General features: G+C 68.3%; 16 protein-coding genes and 1 pseudogene. 6 read left to right on the top strand and 11 right to left on the bottom strand.

Going from position 1 to position 17,540, the window contains the following annotated elements; translation table 11 throughout:
- Window positions 1–44: 44 nt before the first annotated feature.
- The 4 genes and pseudogenes from QF034_RS05620 to QF034_RS05635 form a co-directional block, all read left to right on the top strand.
- A complete protein-coding gene (locus tag QF034_RS05620) occupies window positions 45–935 on the top strand; it encodes an MBL fold metallo-hydrolase (RefSeq protein WP_307173886.1) in 891 nt (296 codons plus the stop codon).
- A gap of 156 nt (window positions 936–1,091) precedes the next feature.
- A complete protein-coding gene (locus QF034_RS05625) occupies window positions 1,092–2,432 on the top strand; it encodes a hemolysin family protein (RefSeq protein ID WP_307173887.1) in 1,341 nt (446 codons plus the stop codon).
- Window positions 2,429–3,442 carry a hemolysin family protein gene (locus QF034_RS05630; RefSeq protein ID WP_307173888.1) on the top strand — a complete coding sequence of 338 codons (1,014 nt, stop codon included), beginning with the start codon at window positions 2,429–2,431 and terminating at the stop codon, window positions 3,440–3,442. Before QF034_RS05625 ends, QF034_RS05630 begins: the two co-directional genes overlap by 4 nt.
- A gap of 72 nt (window positions 3,443–3,514) precedes the next feature.
- A pseudogene (locus QF034_RS05635) lies at window positions 3,515–4,270 on the top strand (SGNH/GDSL hydrolase family protein); the annotation flags it as partial.
- Between the two features lie 394 nt (window positions 4,271–4,664).
- Here the strand turns inward: QF034_RS05635 and QF034_RS05640 are convergent.
- From QF034_RS05640 to QF034_RS05685, 10 genes are all read right to left on the bottom strand, one after another.
- Window positions 4,665–5,042, bottom strand: a complete 378-nt coding sequence (locus tag QF034_RS05640; protein ID WP_307173889.1) for a hypothetical protein — start codon at window positions 5,040–5,042, stop codon at window positions 4,665–4,667.
- Window positions 5,039–5,434 (bottom strand): hypothetical protein, encoded by a 396-nt coding sequence (locus tag QF034_RS05645; protein ID WP_307173890.1) that lies wholly within the window; start codon window positions 5,432–5,434, stop codon window positions 5,039–5,041. The genes QF034_RS05640 and QF034_RS05645 overlap by 4 nt, the downstream gene beginning before the upstream one ends.
- A gap of 208 nt (window positions 5,435–5,642) precedes the next feature.
- The gene (locus QF034_RS05650) at window positions 5,643–6,455 is read right to left on the bottom strand and encodes a putative endonuclease domain-containing protein (protein ID WP_307173891.1); all 813 of its coding nucleotides are present in this window, start codon (window positions 6,453–6,455) and stop codon (window positions 5,643–5,645) included.
- 1,833 nt (window positions 6,456–8,288) lie between these two features.
- Window positions 8,289–8,981 carry an HK97 family phage prohead protease gene (locus QF034_RS05655; RefSeq protein WP_307173892.1) on the bottom strand — a complete coding sequence of 231 codons (693 nt, stop codon included), beginning with the start codon at window positions 8,979–8,981 and terminating at the stop codon, window positions 8,289–8,291.
- Window positions 8,981–10,393 (bottom strand): phage major capsid protein, encoded by a 1,413-nt coding sequence (locus QF034_RS05660; protein WP_307173893.1) that lies wholly within the window; start codon window positions 10,391–10,393, stop codon window positions 8,981–8,983. The genes QF034_RS05655 and QF034_RS05660 overlap by 1 nt, the downstream gene beginning before the upstream one ends.
- A gap of 113 nt (window positions 10,394–10,506) precedes the next feature.
- Entirely contained in the window at window positions 10,507–10,743 is a 237-nt protein-coding gene (locus tag QF034_RS05665) for a hypothetical protein (RefSeq protein ID WP_307173894.1), read from the bottom strand.
- A 296-nt stretch (window positions 10,744–11,039) separates the two neighbouring features.
- Window positions 11,040–11,261, bottom strand: a complete 222-nt coding sequence (locus QF034_RS05670; protein ID WP_307173895.1) for a hypothetical protein — start codon at window positions 11,259–11,261, stop codon at window positions 11,040–11,042.
- Between the two features lie 181 nt (window positions 11,262–11,442).
- Entirely contained in the window at window positions 11,443–13,041 is a 1,599-nt protein-coding gene (locus tag QF034_RS05675) for a DNA primase family protein (protein WP_307173896.1), read from the bottom strand.
- 44 nt (window positions 13,042–13,085) lie between these two features.
- Complete coding sequence (locus QF034_RS05680) at window positions 13,086–13,292, bottom strand: hypothetical protein (RefSeq protein ID WP_307173897.1); 207 nt, start codon at window positions 13,290–13,292, stop codon at window positions 13,086–13,088.
- A 150-nt stretch (window positions 13,293–13,442) separates the two neighbouring features.
- On the bottom strand, window positions 13,443–14,891 hold the full coding sequence (locus tag QF034_RS05685; protein WP_307173898.1) for a recombinase family protein: 1,449 nt from the start codon (window positions 14,889–14,891) through the stop codon (window positions 13,443–13,445).
- 211 nt (window positions 14,892–15,102) lie between these two features.
- Between QF034_RS05685 and purB the strand changes: the two genes are divergently transcribed.
- Window positions 15,103–16,545, top strand: coding sequence for an adenylosuccinate lyase (gene purB / locus QF034_RS05690; RefSeq protein ID WP_307173899.1), 1,443 nt, complete (start codon window positions 15,103–15,105; stop codon window positions 16,543–16,545).
- Between the two features lie 13 nt (window positions 16,546–16,558).
- Complete coding sequence (mug, locus tag QF034_RS05695) at window positions 16,559–17,104, top strand: G/U mismatch-specific DNA glycosylase (RefSeq protein ID WP_307173900.1); 546 nt, start codon at window positions 16,559–16,561, stop codon at window positions 17,102–17,104.
- 4 nt (window positions 17,105–17,108) lie between these two features.
- On the opposite strand, the gene QF034_RS05700 is transcribed toward mug, so the two are convergent.
- Complete coding sequence (locus QF034_RS05700) at window positions 17,109–17,540, bottom strand: hypothetical protein (RefSeq protein ID WP_307173901.1); 432 nt, start codon at window positions 17,538–17,540, stop codon at window positions 17,109–17,111.

The following is a 17,540-nucleotide window of genomic DNA, read 5'->3' on the forward strand; positions in this document are numbered from 1 at the left end:
CGCCTTAACGCAAATGGATTGCGTTAGTGCACCGAGGAGGACCCTTGACCACACCCGCTTCCTGGACCGTGGGCGACCTCACCGTCCACCGCATCGACGAGACCCCTCTGCCACCGGCCACCGGAGCCTGGCTGCTGCCCGACGCCACCCCCGAGGTCGTCGGCGGACAGGACTGGCTGCGCCCCCACTTCGCCGACAACGACGGCGTCCTGCGCGCCGACAGCCACAGCTTCGCCGTCACGGCCGGCGGGCTGCGCGTCCTGGTGGACACCGGCATCGGCAACGGCAAGGAGCGGGCCAATCCCGCCTGGCACGACCTGGACACCGACTACCTTGAGCACCTCGGCGCCGCCGGTTTCCCCCCGGACTCCGTCGACCTGGTGATCCTCACCCACCTGCACGCCGACCACGTCGGCTGGAACACCCAGGAGGTGAACGGCGCGTGGGTGCCCACCTTCCCGAACGCCCGCTACCTGACCTCACGCACCGAGCGCGAGTTCTGGGCCGGGTACGCCATGGACGAGCCGCGCCGGCAGATGTTCCGCGACTCGGTGATCCCGGTGGAGGAGGCGGGGCTGCTCGACCTCCTCGACATCCCCGCCGACGGCCTCGAAGTCGTCCCGGGACTGCGTCTGATCCCGACCCCCGGGCACACCCCCGGCCATGTCGCCGTCGAGCTGACCAGCCGCGGACGGACGGCACTGATCACCGGCGACTGCGTCCACCACCCCGTCCAGCTCGCCCACCCCGGTATCGGCGCCTGCGTCGACATCGACCCCGGACGGTCTCAGAGCACGCGCCGCGAGCTGCTCGGCGCGCTCGCCGGCACGGACACCCTCCTCCTGGGCACCCACTTCGCACCGCCCACCGCCGGCCGCGTCGTCGCACACGAGGGCGCGTACCGGCTCGCTCCCGTGCCCGCCGAGCCCCGCTGACCACCCTGGCCGCAGGACTTTGCTGATCCTTTACTCTTGGATGGCCACTCGGTTCTGCATGAAAGGTTGTGACCGTCCGCCCATGGGCGAGCCTCCCAGTACGCGACACCGCGCGTTCCGCCCCGTCCTGGAGAACCATGGAACGGGGGTGAACCGATGACCGAAGTGCTCCTCCTCCTGGCGGCGATCCTGCTCTCGCTCGCCTGTGGCGCCTTCGTGGCGGCCGAGTTCTCCCTCACCACGGTCGAGCGCGCCGAGCTGGAGCAGGCGGTGGCGCGCGGCGAGCGGGGCGCGCAGGGCGCCCTGAAGGCCGTACGGAATCTGACGTTCCAGCTCTCCGGTGCGCAGCTCGGCATCACGGTCACGAACCTGGTCGTCGGCATGCTCGCCGAGCCGTCGATCGCCGCGCTGATCGCCGGGCCGCTGGAGGACGCCGGCGTCTCGCGGTCGGCCTCGCACAGCCTGGCGCTGGTACTGGGCACGGCGCTGTCGACGGTGTTCCTGATGGTCGTCGGCGAGCTGGTGCCCAAGAACTGGGCGATCTCGTCGCCGCTGGCGGTCGCCAAGACGGTGGGCAACGCCCAGCGCTGGTTCAGCGCGGCGTTCCGGCCGTTCATCACGCACCTCAACAACACGGCGAACCGGGTCGTGCGCCGGATCGGTGTGGAGCCCGCCGAGGAGCTGGCGTCGGCGCGCGGGCCGCAGGAGCTGGCGGCGCTCGCCCGGCACTCCGCCAAGAAAGGGGTTCTGGAGGCCGACACCGCCGAGCTGTTCGTGCGGACGCTGAACCTCGCCGACCTGACCGCGGAGAACGTGATGACGCCCCGGGTGCAGGTCGTCGCCCTGGAGGTGCGGGCGACCCTGGAGGACGTGGCGAACGCGACCCGCGCGACCGGCCTGTCCCGGTTCCCCGTCTACCGCGACACCCTCGACTCGGTAGTCGGGACGGCACACGTCAAGGACGTGCTGACGGTCCCGGCGGAGCGCCGGACCAGGATCTTCGTCTCCGAGCTGATGCGCGAGCCGCTGCTGGTCCCGGAGACCCTCACCGTCGACCGGCTCCTGGACCGGCTCTCCGGCAAGCGCACGATGGCCGTGGTGATCGACGAGTACGGCGGCACGGCGGGCGTGGCCACCCTGGAGGACATCGTCGAGGAGGTCGTCGGCGAGGTGCGCGACGAGCACGATCCGCACGAGCTGCCCGACCTCGCGCCGGCCGGCACGGACGAGGCGGGCCACGCCCTGTACTCGGCCGACGGCTCGGCGCGCGTGGACCACCTCGAACGCGTCGGGCTGCGTGCCCCGGAGGGGCCGTACGAGACGCTCGCCGGGCTGGTGGCGACGGTACTCGGCCGGATACCGGCGGCCGGTGACACCCTCGAGGTCGCCGGCTGGCGGATGGAGGTCCTGGACGCCACCGGCCGCCGGGCCGCCCGTGTCCGGCTGCGAGCGCCCCTCGACGACGAGAAGCCCGACGAGAAGGGAGCGGAGCTGTGACCGCCGTCCAGCTGCTGATCGGTCTGGCGACGCTCGTCGTCAACGCCTTCTTCGTCGGCGCCGAGTTCGCGCTGATCTCGGTGCGCCGCAGCCAGATCGAGCCCTACGCCGACCGGGGCGACCGGCGTGCCAAGAGCGTGCTGTGGGGCCTGGAGCACGTGTCCGCGCTGATGGCGGCCGCGCAGCTCGGCATCACGCTGTGCACGCTGGTGCTGGGTGTGGTGGCCGAGCCGGCGATCGCGCACCTGCTGGAGCCGGTGTTCCACGCGGTGGGCGTGCCGGAGGGCGCGGGGCACGCGGTGTCCTTCGTGATCGCGCTGGCCCTGGCGACCTATCTGCACATGCTGCTCGGCGAGATGGTGCCGAAGAACATCGCGCTCGCCGAGCCGGTGCGCAGCGCGCTGACGCTCGGCCCGCCCCTGGTGGCGCTGTCCCGGGCGCTGCGCCCGGTGATCTTCACGGTGAACACCTTCGCCAACACCCTGCTGAAGCTGCTGCGCGTGGAGGCGCGCGAAGAGGTCGCCGCGTCCTACTCGGACGCCGAGATAGCGCAGATCGTGAAGGACTCCAGCGAGGCCGGCCTCATCGACGACCGCGCCCAGGAGCGGCTGCACGACGCGCTGGAACTGGGCCGCCGCCCGGTGCGCGACGTGGTGCTGCCGCTGGAACGCGTGGTGTACGCGCGCGTCGGCGTCACTCCTGACGAGCTGGAGCGGCTGTCTGCGGAGACCGGTTTCTCCCGCTTCCCGGTGGTGGACGAGGGGCGGCGGATCGTCGGCTACCTGCATGTGAAGGACGCGCTGGACGCCGCCGGGCGCGATGTGCCGTTCCGGCTGCGGGACATGCGGTCCATCGCGCGCGTGCGGGAGCACACGCCGCTGGACGACGTCCTCACGGCGATGCGGGGCAGCCGTACGCACCTCGCGGCCGTCCTCGGGGCGGACGGCCGGATGGCCGGGCTCGTGACCATGGAGGACGTCCTGCGGGAGCTGTTCGGCCAGCGGGCGTGAGGGGACGGTCGCCGATACTCCGGACGGGTGACCGACTGCTGGGTATGTGCACGGGATACTATTTCCGCCGCCATGGACACGAACCCCACCTACAGCAGCCTCGTCGCGGTCGGCGACTCCTTCACCGAGGGCATGTCGGACCTGTTGCCCGACGGCACCCACCGGGGCTGGGCCGATCTCCTCGCCGCGCGGATGGCGGCCCGCACGCCCGGCTTCCGCTACGCCAACCTCGCGGTGCGCGGCAAGCTGATCCGGCAGATCGTCGACGAGCAGGTGGACGTGGCCGCGGCCATGGAGGCCGACGTCGTCACCCTGGTCGGCGGGCTCAACGACACGCTGCGGCCGAAGTGTGACATGGGCCGGGTGCGCGGACTCCTGGAGGAGGCCGTGGAGCGGCTGGCCCCGTCCTGCAAACAGCTCGTGCTGATGCGCAGCCCGGGCCGTCAGGGCCCCGTCCTGGAGCGGTTCCGGCCGCGCATGGAGGAACTGTTCGCCTGCGTCGACGAGCTCGCCGCACGGCACGGCGCGATCGTCGTCGACCTGTACGGCGCCCCCTCGCTCTCGGATCCGCGCATGTGGGACGTGGACCGGCTGCACCTGACGGGCGAAGGCCACCGCCGGGTCGCCGAAGGGGTGTGGCAGGCGCTCGGCTACGAGCCCGAGGACACCGAGTGGCGCACCCCGATGCCGACGACACTGCCGCCCGGCTGGGTCATGCGCCGCGCGGCGGACCTGCGGTTCGCCCGGCAGCACCTGCTGCCCTGGATAGGCCGCCGCCTGACGGGCCGCTCCTCGGGCGACAATATTACGCCGTTGCTAGTCCCTCACTGGGACGATCCGGTGTGCACCGTGCACTGTCGTGAGATCGGCTGCTACTGGGTCTGGGACGACCTCTGGCCGGACGGTCCACCCGCTGCGGCCCCGCATACGCACAGGGCGGTCGGCCTGTCGGAGCCGTGCGTCGTGTGTGCCACGCCAGCCCACTAGCTGCGGGCACCGCGCTGCGGCACGTCCCCCCGCCACGCGGGGGTCAGGCACGGGCAGCAGTAGGACCAATACTTATCCCGGGTCCTGGCTACCTACGGCGATGGAGTGAAAGGGCCGCTGGCCTGCATATATGGGCATCGTTGGTTGCGGTCGTATCTGGTCGTCACTCCGTGTCTGGTGCCCTGGCAGTGTCCAGAGGGCTCTCCCTTGGCACCCCTGACCGAGGGGACGCTTCCTACAGCGGGCTACTTCCGGCTACGTACGACTGGTCAAGGTCTGACTTGCGCAGCCTCTCAGCCAGCTGTTTCGCATCATCGATTGGCTTCTGTAGCACCTGCTCGGCCATGTGCCCGTACTCAGTCCATCCGCCGACCATCGTCTGCGTCCCAATGAGTCGGCGAGCGAAGTGGAGCCCGTCGCTAGCACCAGCCCAGACTTCGACCACGAAGTTCGCGTCTGCTGTGGGGGAGACAGCCACGATCACGTAGCGGTGCAAGCCATCGCTCTCACGATGCATGGTCCACTCGAAGCTGCCGTGGCGGTCGAATCCATCTTCCGTGAGGTCGAAGCCGTCGAGTTGCCGCTTCACGAAGTCGTGAATAACTTCCTTCACTGAATTTCGACCTCCCACTTTGGATGGACCACTGCCTCCGCGGGGAAACCCCCCGGCAGCAAGTATTCGATACCGCCTCCAAGACGCACGCGCCCCGGCCCTTTAACGACAGGGACCGAGGCTATGTCAATGAAGAGCACGAATCCAGGGGGGTCGAGTGCGTTGGGCAGCGCCAACCACCGGACAGCTTCCTTCGGCGTGTAGGGAGTGACGGTCACCCACTGAGGATCAGTCGTCCCTCCGCTGTACAGACCTACCTGGTGTCGCCGCAGGTAGCGGAGCACGCAGCGGCCCCCGATCTCTTTGGATGCCTTCTCGCCAGGCTTGCCCGGTAGGTGTTCAAGGGGTCGGCCCTCGGCAAGGACCACCTCGCCCACGCCCAGCATCTCCACGTCCAAAAGGGTGGCTATTCGACCGCAGCGAGCCATTGACCCACTCCCCTCCAAAGGGCGCCCTGATCCTTACCTCAGACTGGCACCCCACGATGATCGCCGCATCTCCGCCCAGACCTCCGCTCCCCTGTAGCCAGTCCGGGGGCTGGATCAGCTCCGCACGACGAACCCGAGCCGGCCGCAAAGCCACACACGGATGAGGCGGCCGTCAGCTCGCCAGGTGCTTCAGGAAGTCGATCACGAACTTCTCGACCTCTTCTTTCGAGGTGGAGTCCCGCACGTCGATGCGATCGATCTGCCTGACGCCAGCGTTGCGGATCAGCCGCTCCCGGCTGTGGTCGTCCGAGCGCGAGCGCGGCCCCCGATGGTAATGACCGTCGACCTCGATGATCCCGACCCGCCCACGGTAAGTGATCAGGAAGTCGGGTTCGACTGGAATCGACTTGAGTACCTTCATCCTTGGGAGCGGGAGGATTCCGATGGTGTCGTTGTCCGACAGGGCCGCCTGTCGTTCCTTGAGCACCATGTACACCCTCCGCTCCCACTCGTTGGTGAAGTGAAGGCCGTCCTCAATCGGGTGCTGGGGCTCCATCCGGATGCGACGGGCCTGGTTGTTGGGCGCGGGACCGTTGGCGGCCTTGAACTGCTTCCGCCAGTCCACAGAGACCTGGGCAGTTGACGGTCGGGCTTCGATCTCGTCGATGGTTTCACCGTGAGACATCGTCACCCGCATGGCAGCGGCGATCTTGTTCAGAGCCTCCTCGGTGTAGTGAGCGAAGAGGTGCGGTTCCACCCTGAGAACAGCTTTGAAGCCCAACTCGTAGTCGCTGGACTGGCTCCAGGGAATCAACTCCTCCAGCTCTGCTTCGGCGGCCAGCCCAGCCACCTCAACATCGCCTTGCTCATGTAGCAGAAAGGCACTGCCTCCAAGCACCTTGTCTCGGCGCAGGCGTTGCCGCTCCTCGTCTGACAGGTTCGGGTTCGCCAGGATCTCGTCCAGCGAGCGCAGCTCATCAGCCATGACGAGATTGTGGCATCCCCCACTGACAACCGGCACTGGCCACAACGGAGTTGTGGCGCTCAGCGCTCCGGCCCGCTGCTGGCATGCTCAGTGCCGGGTGGCCTCTCACCGAACCGAAGGCGCACCGGCAGGTGTTACCGCCACTCCCTGGACACCTTCACCCATGACCCAGACGGCTCGCACCACGCCCAGGTGCCATCCGTCGGCGGCGGTGTCAGCGTCCCGGACAGTGCTGGCGGCCGTGCGGGAGTCGGTCCCACTGCCGGTGTCCGGCCGACGTCCCGCTCAAAGTCGGTGCGCGCGGTGTCGCAGTTGCACCGAGCGTGGGCGGGATGGCTTTCCAGCGGGAACCCTTCCGGCGACCAGCGGTGGGACAGGTGCCACTTGGTCCCTGGCTCGATCTCCTGGTCGCAGAGGTGACAGGGAACGCCGCCCAGGTTCACGATCGGAACCCAGGTTTTCCGCTCCTGCTGATGCCGATAGCTGTACTTGATGCCACCCATCTCGCTTCTCCTTCTGTACTTGTGTCTGCGTCGCGCAACTTTTCACGTAGAGAGAAATCGGGGTCCCAGATGGCGGGGTCGTGTATGCGTCGCGCGCATTGCGTGTGCGACCCGCCCCCCGGCCATTCCCTGTCGCCGTCGCGGAATGCGTCGCCATTCGGTGTCAGTGGCGGTGGCGCCGTCGCATTCACCGTCGCCGCGTGCGCATTGACCGGTGACCTGGCCGATTCGCCGCGACGTGACGCTGATGCCGGGCGAGTGGCGACCCGAAGCGCCGGGCGACACGCTGATCGGTCATGCCGATGGCCGCTAGATCATTCTCACTGTCTCCCGGGTGGCGCAGTCAGAACGATCACGGTTATCCGGCGACGCAGCAAGCAACTCGCGTTCTCGCGTTCGTGGCCGATGAGTTGCGGTGTCGCTGCCCGAGTCAGGCCAACGGGGGACCCGCGCCCAGCGTCCGGGGGGCCCACCGGAGGCCCCGGACGCCGTACCCGACAGGCGCGGCGCCAGCCGCGTAACCTGGGCGTGCGTCGCCGAATTGGGGACCCATGCCAGTGCCGGGCGCCACGGCAGCCGTCCCTGTTGCATCCTGTTGGCGCCACCGTCACCGTCGGCACCACCATCAGCGTCGGCGTCGCATGTCTCCTCGTCGCTCTCCGCAAGGTCGAGATACCTCGAAGCTACAAGATCCCATCACGACTCCAACTTAATGATCTTCAGATCGCGATCACGATTGGAAGTGATCGAAGCGAAGTCGAGTCATTGAATAGAATTGATGAACTCAACGAAGTTCACATGAAGTTGATCGAAGCAATGAACAGATGAGCGACATTATGATGTTGCATTGTGACTTCATCATGAGCATGAGCTGATCGTGTCGCAGTCGCAGCATCGGTCAGGCTCAGCGTCACGGCACACGGACACCGACACGACACTGGCACTGGCACTGGGCACTGGCACAGCACGTGGCAATGGCACCAGGCCACGACCAGGGCGTTGGGGGTACGAGGGGTCATGCGCTGGGCGCGTGCACACGGGGTAATGCGACGGCTATCTCAGCAGCACGACAAGGATGAGCGTGCAGGCTGAGAGGGTGAGCTGGACGAAGCAGGCGTAAGTGCGCCACTTCTCCATCCGGCTGCGGGCCAGGCGTAGTTCGGTCGTCATACAGGTAACACCTACAAGTCGATGGGTCCTGGGCAGGGGAAGCCATCCCTGCCCAGGGCCCGTTGCTCCTCAGTGTCGGCGTCACCGAATGAGGAGCGGGTGCCGGGCTGGAAGAGGGAGGACCGTGGAAGGAAACTCCCTGAAAGGACCCGGCACGTCTTCAGTTGAGGGGAGGCGGTTCGCCTGAACCGTCCCCCTGCTTCATCGCCGCGAAGTAGGCGTCCAGCACGGCCAGCGCATCAGCCGCATCCTCCTCGGTCGGCGCATCCGCCCCCGAAGGTGACGGTGGCGCATCCAGTGCCGGCGTTGGTGGCGCGTACGCCCGAAGCGCCAGCTCGCGCAGACGGTGGGCCCGAGCCCCTGCTGTGAGGGGGCCGGCGTCAGCGCTGCGGACACCTACTCCGGTGGTGACATAGGCCGGGAAGCTGGTGATCGAGATCTCCCTGAGCTGAAGGCGGTGAATCACGCGTTCGTCACCGCGCCATTCGTCGCCGCCCTCGGGGACGCTGAAGCCGATACTGGCGCCGCGTACGGCACCTTCGGCGACGCCTTCCCTGACGGCGTCGGCGAGGGGATGGGTGAGCAGGCGCGCGGTCATGTGCAGCCCGTCGTCCCGCTCTTCGAGATTGGTCGCGGTCGCGATCGGTACCTGGCTGCGGTCGTGCGCCCAGAGGATGGGCACGCCCCCGGATGCGGCCGCGTCGCGGCATGCGCCGGGTGCGATCTGCTCGGTGAAGTCCCGGCCGTTCTCATGGATGTCGGCGCGCGTGGAGTAGGGCACCACGACACCCGACAGGGTCCGCCCGTCGCCTTCGGTGTCAGCCCGGAACACGAACTGCCTTGTCTCCAGCATCAGGAAGCACCGCCAGCAAGCCGAAGAACCTTGAACGCCTCGGGGACAAGTACGCCGGACCCGGTACGCGTCCAGGCCATGATCCCGCGCTGGCCGGTCGGCCGCTGCGTCGAGGCGTCCATGACGTTCTGGATCAGCTCGAACGACGCGCCGACACGGTCGGCGATAAGGAACTGCTGCCAGTCCGCGAGCACGGCGATGGCGTCGCCGGGGAGGTCGCCGTCGTCCATAGAGGAGTTCTCGTACCAGGGCGTGCCACGGACGGAAGGCGGGTCACCTTCGGTGACCAGGCTCGTCTCGACCCCGCCCGCCAGCAGGGGGAAGGCTCGCGTCAGGTTCAGTGCGTGGAGGGATCCCTGGATCGCAGGCCGGTTGGCCCGCCACCTGGGGGCGAGCGACTCCTGGAACGCCAGCACGTCCTCGCGGCCGTAGACCCCGTCGACGGCGGTGGGTACGTCCCGTGACCCGTCGTCCAGCGCCGTCAGGACCCCGGTCGGCTCACCGGCAGCGTCACCGGCGCCGTAGGTGAACGCCTGGTTCTCCTGGCAGGCGAACTCGTCCCGGATCAGGTTCTGCGCCTCGCGCTGGATGTTGGTGTCGCCCAGGGCCTCGAACGACGCCACGAGATAAGCGACACGCTTGTGAGGCGTCACCTTCGGCTGGTCGAACGTCGCGTCGGACTGTTCAGCGCTCTGATTCTCAGGAACCCAGTACGCCGTCGTCCCGGCCGACGAGACCCCTCGCCAGGATTCCGTGCTGATGGTCACCGTACGCGCGAGCTTCCGGAAACTGGAGAGGACACCGTCGCTGCTGAGCAGGACGGCCGGATCCAAGTGGACCGGCGCCAAGAACCCGCCGGAGGGTCCGCCCTGGTAGACGGACACGGACCGCTGGAGGTTACGGGCGGCCTGCCAGGCGGCCAGCTCCTCGCGCGTGAAGTCCCGACTCCCATGATCGGGATCGCGGAACAGCTTGCACACCGCACGCTCGTAGTGCGGGTTGCCCGTGATCGTGAGCCATCGGCTCATCTCGTCGAATTCGGCGCCTTCGCCCTCGTCGAGGGTGGTGTGCAACTTCTCCATCGAGCTGCGGTCCAACAGTTCGGCGCGGCTGCCGCGCTCGTAGGACTCCAGGACGTGTCGGGCCTGCGAGCCCACCTGCGGGCCACGAGTCGCTGAGCGGCTCTCTCCGGCCCTCTCGTGCTGATCGCCGCGAAGGACGGCTTCGTGGAGCGCCCGTTGAGCCGTCTCGCAGCGGGTTATGTACTTCTCAGCGGCCGACCAGGTCGCCTGGTCCGCTTCGGAAAGGTCGGCGCCGTTCGCGCGCTCGTGGAGTTCCTGCATGGTTTCGCGGGCCTCGTCGACATGACTGAATTCTTCTGATGCGCCGTCGCGGCGCCTGTTCCTGGGCACGGTGGCCCCTCCTTTGGTCATTGCGGGTTCTATCGACCTAAAACGGAGGGGCCTACCGACCGTATGCGAGGGCCTAATCACCTCGGATACTTCACACTCCTTATATCCATAGGTTACCCGCTATCCATTCCATCCAGTCCGGATGCGTCGTCGGGGATCACGATCTGCTCGTCGTAGACCTTCATCGTCTGAATCACGTCGTCGAAGATCACGAAGGCGATTTCGCCTTTCACAAAGCCGTCGACCAGCGCGGCGCGGTCGTCATGGCCGAATGCCAGGTCCAGCCGCTTCCGCACGGTTTCCTGGATCGCTATGACGGCCAGTTCAAGTGCCTCGTCGTAGCTGCTCATCACAGTCCTTTCTTGGGAATCCGCTTGGCCTCGCACCCGCCATCGTGCGCCCGGCCCTCCGAGCCGCCCCCAGTCGCGCTATGGCCCGGCTCAGCTCCTGCGTTTCCACCCAGCTGGCCTCGACCAGCGGGGCGGGCCTTTGTTCGCCCAGGGCAATGTGTTCGGCCCGCTCAATCCGCCAGCGGTCCCACGCGGTCACGACGTCGGACTCGGATTCGGCCTCACCTTCGAGCCAATCTTCCGCGACGAACTCGGACAGCTTCCGTGTACGTGCCATTTGACTGTGCCTCAATTCTTTAATCGGTGTTCTCATTCAGGTTCGTACGCCCAGTGCGCGGCTTCGCCGCAACCGACGCCCTCGGGGTCGGGATCGGGATCGCATTCCGGGTCTCGACACGTGGCCTAGGCCGGGTCGATGCCGGTGTCGGTGTCTCCGTTACCGCCTCGGTCAGCTTCTCCAGTTGGTCGGCGATCCGTTGCAGGGTCGCGTCGATGCGTTGGAGTTCGATCTCGGCCATTTGGATCTTCCTTTCTCGATCTTGTGAACCACCTGAACCACCTGGTTCAGAAACTCACCTCTCGGGTGCGCGCGTGCGCGAACGTGCGCGCGATCCCGTGTATGTATTGGTTATTGAAAGTAGGTGGTTCAAGGTGGTTCAAGCAGGTCAGAGTGCGTATCAGGATGGTTCAGTAGCTGGTTCAAAACTGGTTCAGTGGGACTGGATTCAGGCCGATGCCCCCATACCGTCGCGGCGTGCCATGCGGTCGAGGTGGATCGCTGTCCAGGTCTTGAACCACCGAATGCAGCAGGGTCGTGAACCTGGCCGAGCTTCCCGGGCGGTGCTCGTTCACGTCGCACCACTCCTTCCAGCGGCTGAAGAGATCCGACTTGGCCACCCATCGCTGCGGGCCGGTGACGCACATCTCCCGTACGAACTCGCCGATGGGTGATGCGGCGTCACGAATGGATTCGGTGAGGGCGTCCCCGGAGCGGACGTGGGTGAACTGGTCGTTGCGGCTCAGTCGCTCCAGCCCGTCCAGTGCCCAGTTCAGGATTCCCGGCAGTTCATCTGCCAGCTCCTCCTCCAGCTTCGGGTCCTCCTCGCCCAGATAGGACCTGGTCGTTCGCAGGAGTACGTAACGGTCGGCGATTACCCCCGACGAGTCGTGCAGTGTCGGCGGCTCGTTGGAGCAGATGAGGAACCGCGTCGGCAGTTCGCCGATCCAGTCGGACTTGTTCTTGCGGCCGACGTTCTGCCGGTCGCCGCCGCTGATGGAGAGCAGGCGCTCCGTGATGGTGGAGCTGTCCCTGCCCGGTGTCCGTGCATCGCCCACGATCGCGAGCGGTTTACCGATCAGTGACCACAGCCCGAAGCTCTGGGTGAACTGCGCCATGGACGGGGCGGCGACGTTGTCCTCGCCGATGAGCTGAGTGAGGACGCGGGATATGACGCCCTTTCCGGACCTGGTCGGCCCCCAGATGACCGGGATCTTCTGCGGATGCTTGCGCCCGGACACGATGAATCCGAAGAACTCCTGAAGCATTTCGATGGCCTGAGGGTCATTGCCCCAGATGCTGTCCAGGAATGCGAGCCAGCGGGGGCACTCGGCCTGGGCGTCGTAGTCGAACGGCAGCGAGTAGACGTTGAAGAACCCGGGCGTGTGCAGCATCGTCTCCCGGGTCTTCAGTTCGAGGAGCCCGTTGGCCATGGAGACCCATGTGCCGGCGCGGTCAACCCAGCCGTCATGCCACAGCGGCGGTTCCCGCGTGCTGTCCAGCGGTACGCAGGCCGTAAGGGCTTCCGCGACCCCTGCCACGCTTCCACGGTTCGGTGCGAACGGCACTTCGACGGTGTTGCCCTGCTTGTCCTTCGCGGCGCAGGTCGCGTGTTCGAGGCGCAGGTACAGGAGGGCGCGGAACTCCTCGTCGGACGTCTCGACCCAGCAGGTCCGGTCCCACCGCATCCAGGTCTCCCGCCAGCGCACCACGTGCGGGAGCCCGTCGGTGATGATGTGCCGGGCGACCGCCATCGGCAGCTGGGGTGGCGGGACGACCCGCGCCTTCCGCTCCTCCTTGAGCCGACGGATCAGCGCCCAGAACTCCTCGCGCTGCTCTAGCGCGACCTCCTCTATGGCGGCGGCCTTCTGGTCGTCCGGCAGTCCGATGTACGCCGAGGCCCGGTCCTTCAGTTGCAGCGGCGTCAGCGCTGCGCCTGCTACCATCTGTTGCTGAACATCGTTTTCGTTAAGCGGACCGGCCTCACTCCTGGGGGCCGGTCCGCTTTCGTCTGCGGTCATGCGCCTCTGTTCCTGACTGCGGGGTCTGGGTCGGCGGGCAGGGGTCAGGGCCGGGGCCGGAGCAGGTGGCGCAGTCGCGTCATCTCCTCGGGCGTGGGCAGGGGCGCCGTGTCGACGGCCTCCTGGATGTGCTCGGCGAGGCGGGTGACCTTGAACTGGCGCGCGGCGTCCTCGGCGGCCTCGATGCGGCCGTAGCGCGTGGCGCAGGCGAGCTGGGCACGCTGACGGCGTGCTTCCGGTGAGATGGGCATGGCACGGTTCCTGCCGTGCTAGGCGGCCCTGATCCTCCTTCGATGGGAGGGGGCGGCCTTCCCGCGCCTCAGACTTCGCGCGGCGTGTACTTCACGTCCTCCCCCGCGCATTGCATTTGCTAACAGGGCAAGTGAAGCGTGTGGGCAGTGTCACGCCCGCCGTATCCGGATGCGGTCGGCCGCCGACGGTGTCCGGCCCGCGGTCGGCGTCGGCGTCACCGTCACGGCTCCCATCAGTGCCGGGCTCAGGACGATCGCGGCGATCTCGCGCCGGGCGGGGATGGGCGCCGCCGTCCACCAGGCGGTCACGCTGTCGGCGGCCAGCAGCGAGGCGACGGCGGGCCGCATGGTCATCCCGCGTTCCTTCTCCTCCAGCGCCGTGATCTTCGCCGTCAGGGCCGTGATGGAGCGCCCCAGCACCCGCGCGTGGCCGGTGCTCTCCGGGACCTCCGCCTCCATCTCTGCCAGCGCCGCGCGGCCCTCGGCGAGCTGCTCGCGGAGTTGCGCGGCGCGCTCGTCGTCGGCTGCCGGGGCGGCCAGCCGCTGGTAGATGTCGTCGCGGGTCAGATACGCGAGCAGTGCCGGGATGACGACGGCGTCCACCTCGGCCTTCGCAATGAAAACGTGGCTGCGGCGGCACTTGTAGCTCTCGCGCTTGGACTTCAGGTGGGCACGGGTCACCGTGAGCGGCCCGCGGCAGACGTCGCACTTGATCGTCAGGGTGAGCTCGTACTTCGCGGCGCCATTGCGCGTGGTCCGGCGGGAGGGGTCGGCCAGCAGGACGCGGACCGTATAGAACACCTCCTTGGACACCAGTCCGTCCCAGGTGCCGTCGGTCTCGGTGACCTCACCGGTGTCGGGGTCGGTGTGCGCCCGGATTCCCGCATAGGCAGCGCGAGTCGCCATGTTGCGGAGGTGGTGACGGGTGAACGGCCGGCCGGTCTTGGCGTTGACCCAGCCGCGCTCGGCGAAGGTGCGCTCGATGGCGGCCAGGCTGTGTCCCGCGGCGAGCAGGGCGAAAAGCGCCTTCGGCACCTCCGACTCAGCCTCGTTCTCGACCCAGGTGTCCAGGTCACCGGTCTGCGGGTCATACACCGGGCGGAACCCGTACGGGGCGAGGCCGTGCGGGCGCCCCTTGGCCGCGCTGGCCGCAGTGTCGCGCCGGATGCGGGCGGAGTTCTTGTCGCTCTCGTACGCGGAGTCAACGGCGTCGTCCATTAGGGAGCGACGGTCACGGTAGTTCCGCGGGTCGTACGTGCGGCCGTGCGAGGTGACGTGGATGAGGACGCGGCGCTTCTCGCAGATCTTCACCAGGGCGTCCCACTCGCCCACGTCGCGGCTTCCGCGGCTGCTCTCCCAGATGATGAGGACGGCCGCGCCGAAATGTCCGGCGCGGAGGTCGGCGAGCAGCCGGTCGTAGTCGTCTCGCTCCCGGGTCTTGTACCGGCTGGCCGATCGGTCGGCGTCCTCATACGGGTCGCCGAGGGCCCAGCCCTCACGCCCGGCCGCGGCGGCGTTGTCGGCCGCTTGCTGGGCGATGCTGCCGCTCCCGCCGCGGTCCTTGCTGAGGCGGCGGTACTCGCGTGCTGTCCTGGCCATTGAGGCCTCCTGACCCCCAGGGTACGGCGTCGGGCGACGGACTGCCGCCGAAGCGGCCCGAGCTGCTGCCGTACGAGGACCGGGTGTAGGCGGTTCCCGCGGCGAGGCGGTGACCGGCGGCCTCGCGGCAGGGCGCCGAAACGCCCTTGTAGGTTCCCACGAAGGCACCCGCGACGCTGGCCTGCATGAATCGCCAGTAGAATCCGTCCACGTGACTTCCGCTCCCGCCAAGCCCCGCATCCCGAACGTCCTCGCCGGACGCTACGCCTCCGCCGAGCTCGCCACGCTCTGGTCGCCCGAGCAGAAGGTGAAGCTGGAGCGGCAGCTCTGGCTCGCCGTGCTGCGGGCCCAGAAGGACCTCGGGATCGAGGTGCCGGACGCGGCGCTCGCCGACTACGAGCGTGTACTCGACACCGTCGACCTGGCCTCCATCGCCGAGCGCGAGAAGGTCACGCGGCACGACGTGAAGGCGCGGATCGAGGAGTTCAACGCCCTCGCCGGGCACGAGCACGTGCACAAGGGCATGACCTCCCGCGACCTCACCGAGAACGTCGAGCAGCTCCAGATCCGCCTCTCGCTGGAACTGATGCGAGACCGTACGGTGGCCGTCCTGGCCCGCCTGGGCAAGCTGGCCGGCGAATACGGCGAGCTGGTCATGGCCGGCCGCTCGCACAACGTGGCCGCGCAGGCCACCACCCTCGGCAAGCGCTTCGCGACCGCCACCGACGAACTGCTCGTCGCCTACGGGCGGACCGAGGAACTGCTGGGCCGCTACCCGCTGCGCGGCATCAAGGGCCCGGTCGGCACCGCGCAGGACATGCTGGACCTGCTGGGCGGGGACGCCGCGAAGCTCGCGGAGCTGGAGCAGCGGATCGCCACGCACCTGGGCTTCTCGCAGGCGTTCACCTCGGTCGGCCAGGTCTACCCGCGCTCGCTGGACTACGAGGTCGTCACGGCGCTGGTGCAGCTGGCGGCGGCGCCCTCGTCGCTGGCGAAGACGATCCGTCTGATGGCCGGGCACGAGCTGGTCACCGAGGGTTTCAAGCCGGGGCAGGTCGGCTCCTCGGCGATGCCGCACAAGATGAACACCCGCTCCTGCGAGCGCGTCAACGGCCTGATGGTGATCCTGCGCGGCTACGCCTCGATGACCGGCGAGCTGGCGGGCGACCAGTGGAACGAGGGCGACGTGTCCTGCTCGGTGGTGCGCCGGGTCGCGCTGCCGGACGCGTTCTTCGCGCTGGACGGTCTACTGGAGACGTTCCTGACCGTGCTCGACGAGTTCGGCGCGTTCCCGGCGGTCGTGGCGCGTGAGCTGGACCGCTACCTGCCGTTCCTCGCGACCACCAAGGTGCTGATGGGCGCCGTGCGCGCGGGCGTGGGCCGGGAGCTCGCGCACGAGGCGATCAAGGAGAACGCGGTCGCCTCCGCGCTCGCGATGCGCGAGGAGGGCGCCGGGCGCAACGAACTGCTCGACAAGCTGGCCGCCGACGCGCGCATTCCGCTCGACCGCGCCGCGCTGGACGCGCTGATGGCCGACAAGCTGTCCTTCACGGGTGCCGCGGGCGACCAGGTCGCCGCCGTGGTCGCCCGGGTCGAGGAGATCGTGAAGCAGCACCCCCAGGCCGCGGGCTACACGCCCGGCGCGATCCTCTGACGCGCCGGCCCCCATGCCCCGTTTCACGCCCGAGGAGCTGGAGGCCGCCCGCGACCGTGTCGTGCCGGACGTGGTCGCGGACGGTCTGCGGGTGCTGTTCTGCGGCATCAACCCCGGTCTGATGACGGCCGCGACGGGTCATCACTTCGCCCGTCCGGGCAACCGCTTCTGGCCGGTGCTGTACCGCTCGGGGTTCACGCCGCGGCTGCTGAAGCCCGCCGAGCAGCAGGAGTTGCTCTCGTACGGGCTCGGCATCACCAATGTCGTGGCGCGGCCGACCGCTCGGGCCGACGAGCTGAGCGCCGAGGAGTACCGGGAGGGCGGGCGGCTGCTGGCGCTGAAGGTGGGGCGGCTGCGGCCGCGCTGGCTGGCCGTGGTCGGAGTGACCGCGTACCGCGCCGCGTTCGACGACCGGAAGGCCGGGGTCGGGCCGCAGTCCCGGTTGATCGGGGACACGCGTGTGTGGGTGCTGCCCAATCCGAGCGGGCTGAACGCGCACTGGACGGCCGAGACGATGGCCGAGGAGTTCGCTCGGCTGCGGGAAGCCGCCGAGAGCTGATCCCTTACGGCGGGTCCGTCTCCGTGACCAGGGCCAGCAGCCGGACCCCGCGCGAGGTGTCGCGGTCGGTGACCGCCACCGCGACCCAGCGGCCGGTGCCCTCCACCTCCCACACGTACGCGACGCTCGCGCACGCGCTCAACTCGGCCCACGGCCGGGGTATCTCCTCCCGCTCGGTGCGCAGCAGGACGGTCTGCAGGTTGTAGGGGGGCGTGTCGCCCCAGCGTGAGGCGAGCAGTTCGTAGACGGCGTCCCGGTCCTTCTCGTACTGGTCGATCGTCACCGCCCGGAGCGCCGGGTCGTCGTCGGGCGCGGCCTCTAACACCGCGGTGTGCCGACCGGGTCCGGAGACGCCGACGTCCGACGGGCCGTGCTCCGCCGGAAAGGGGCGGTAGCACAGCTCGTCGATGAGGGCGATGTGCTGTGCGATGTTCAT

This window comes from Streptomyces africanus (assembly GCF_030816955.1).
In the GTDB taxonomy this organism is placed as follows: domain Bacteria; phylum Actinomycetota; class Actinomycetes; order Streptomycetales; family Streptomycetaceae; genus Streptomyces; species Streptomyces africanus.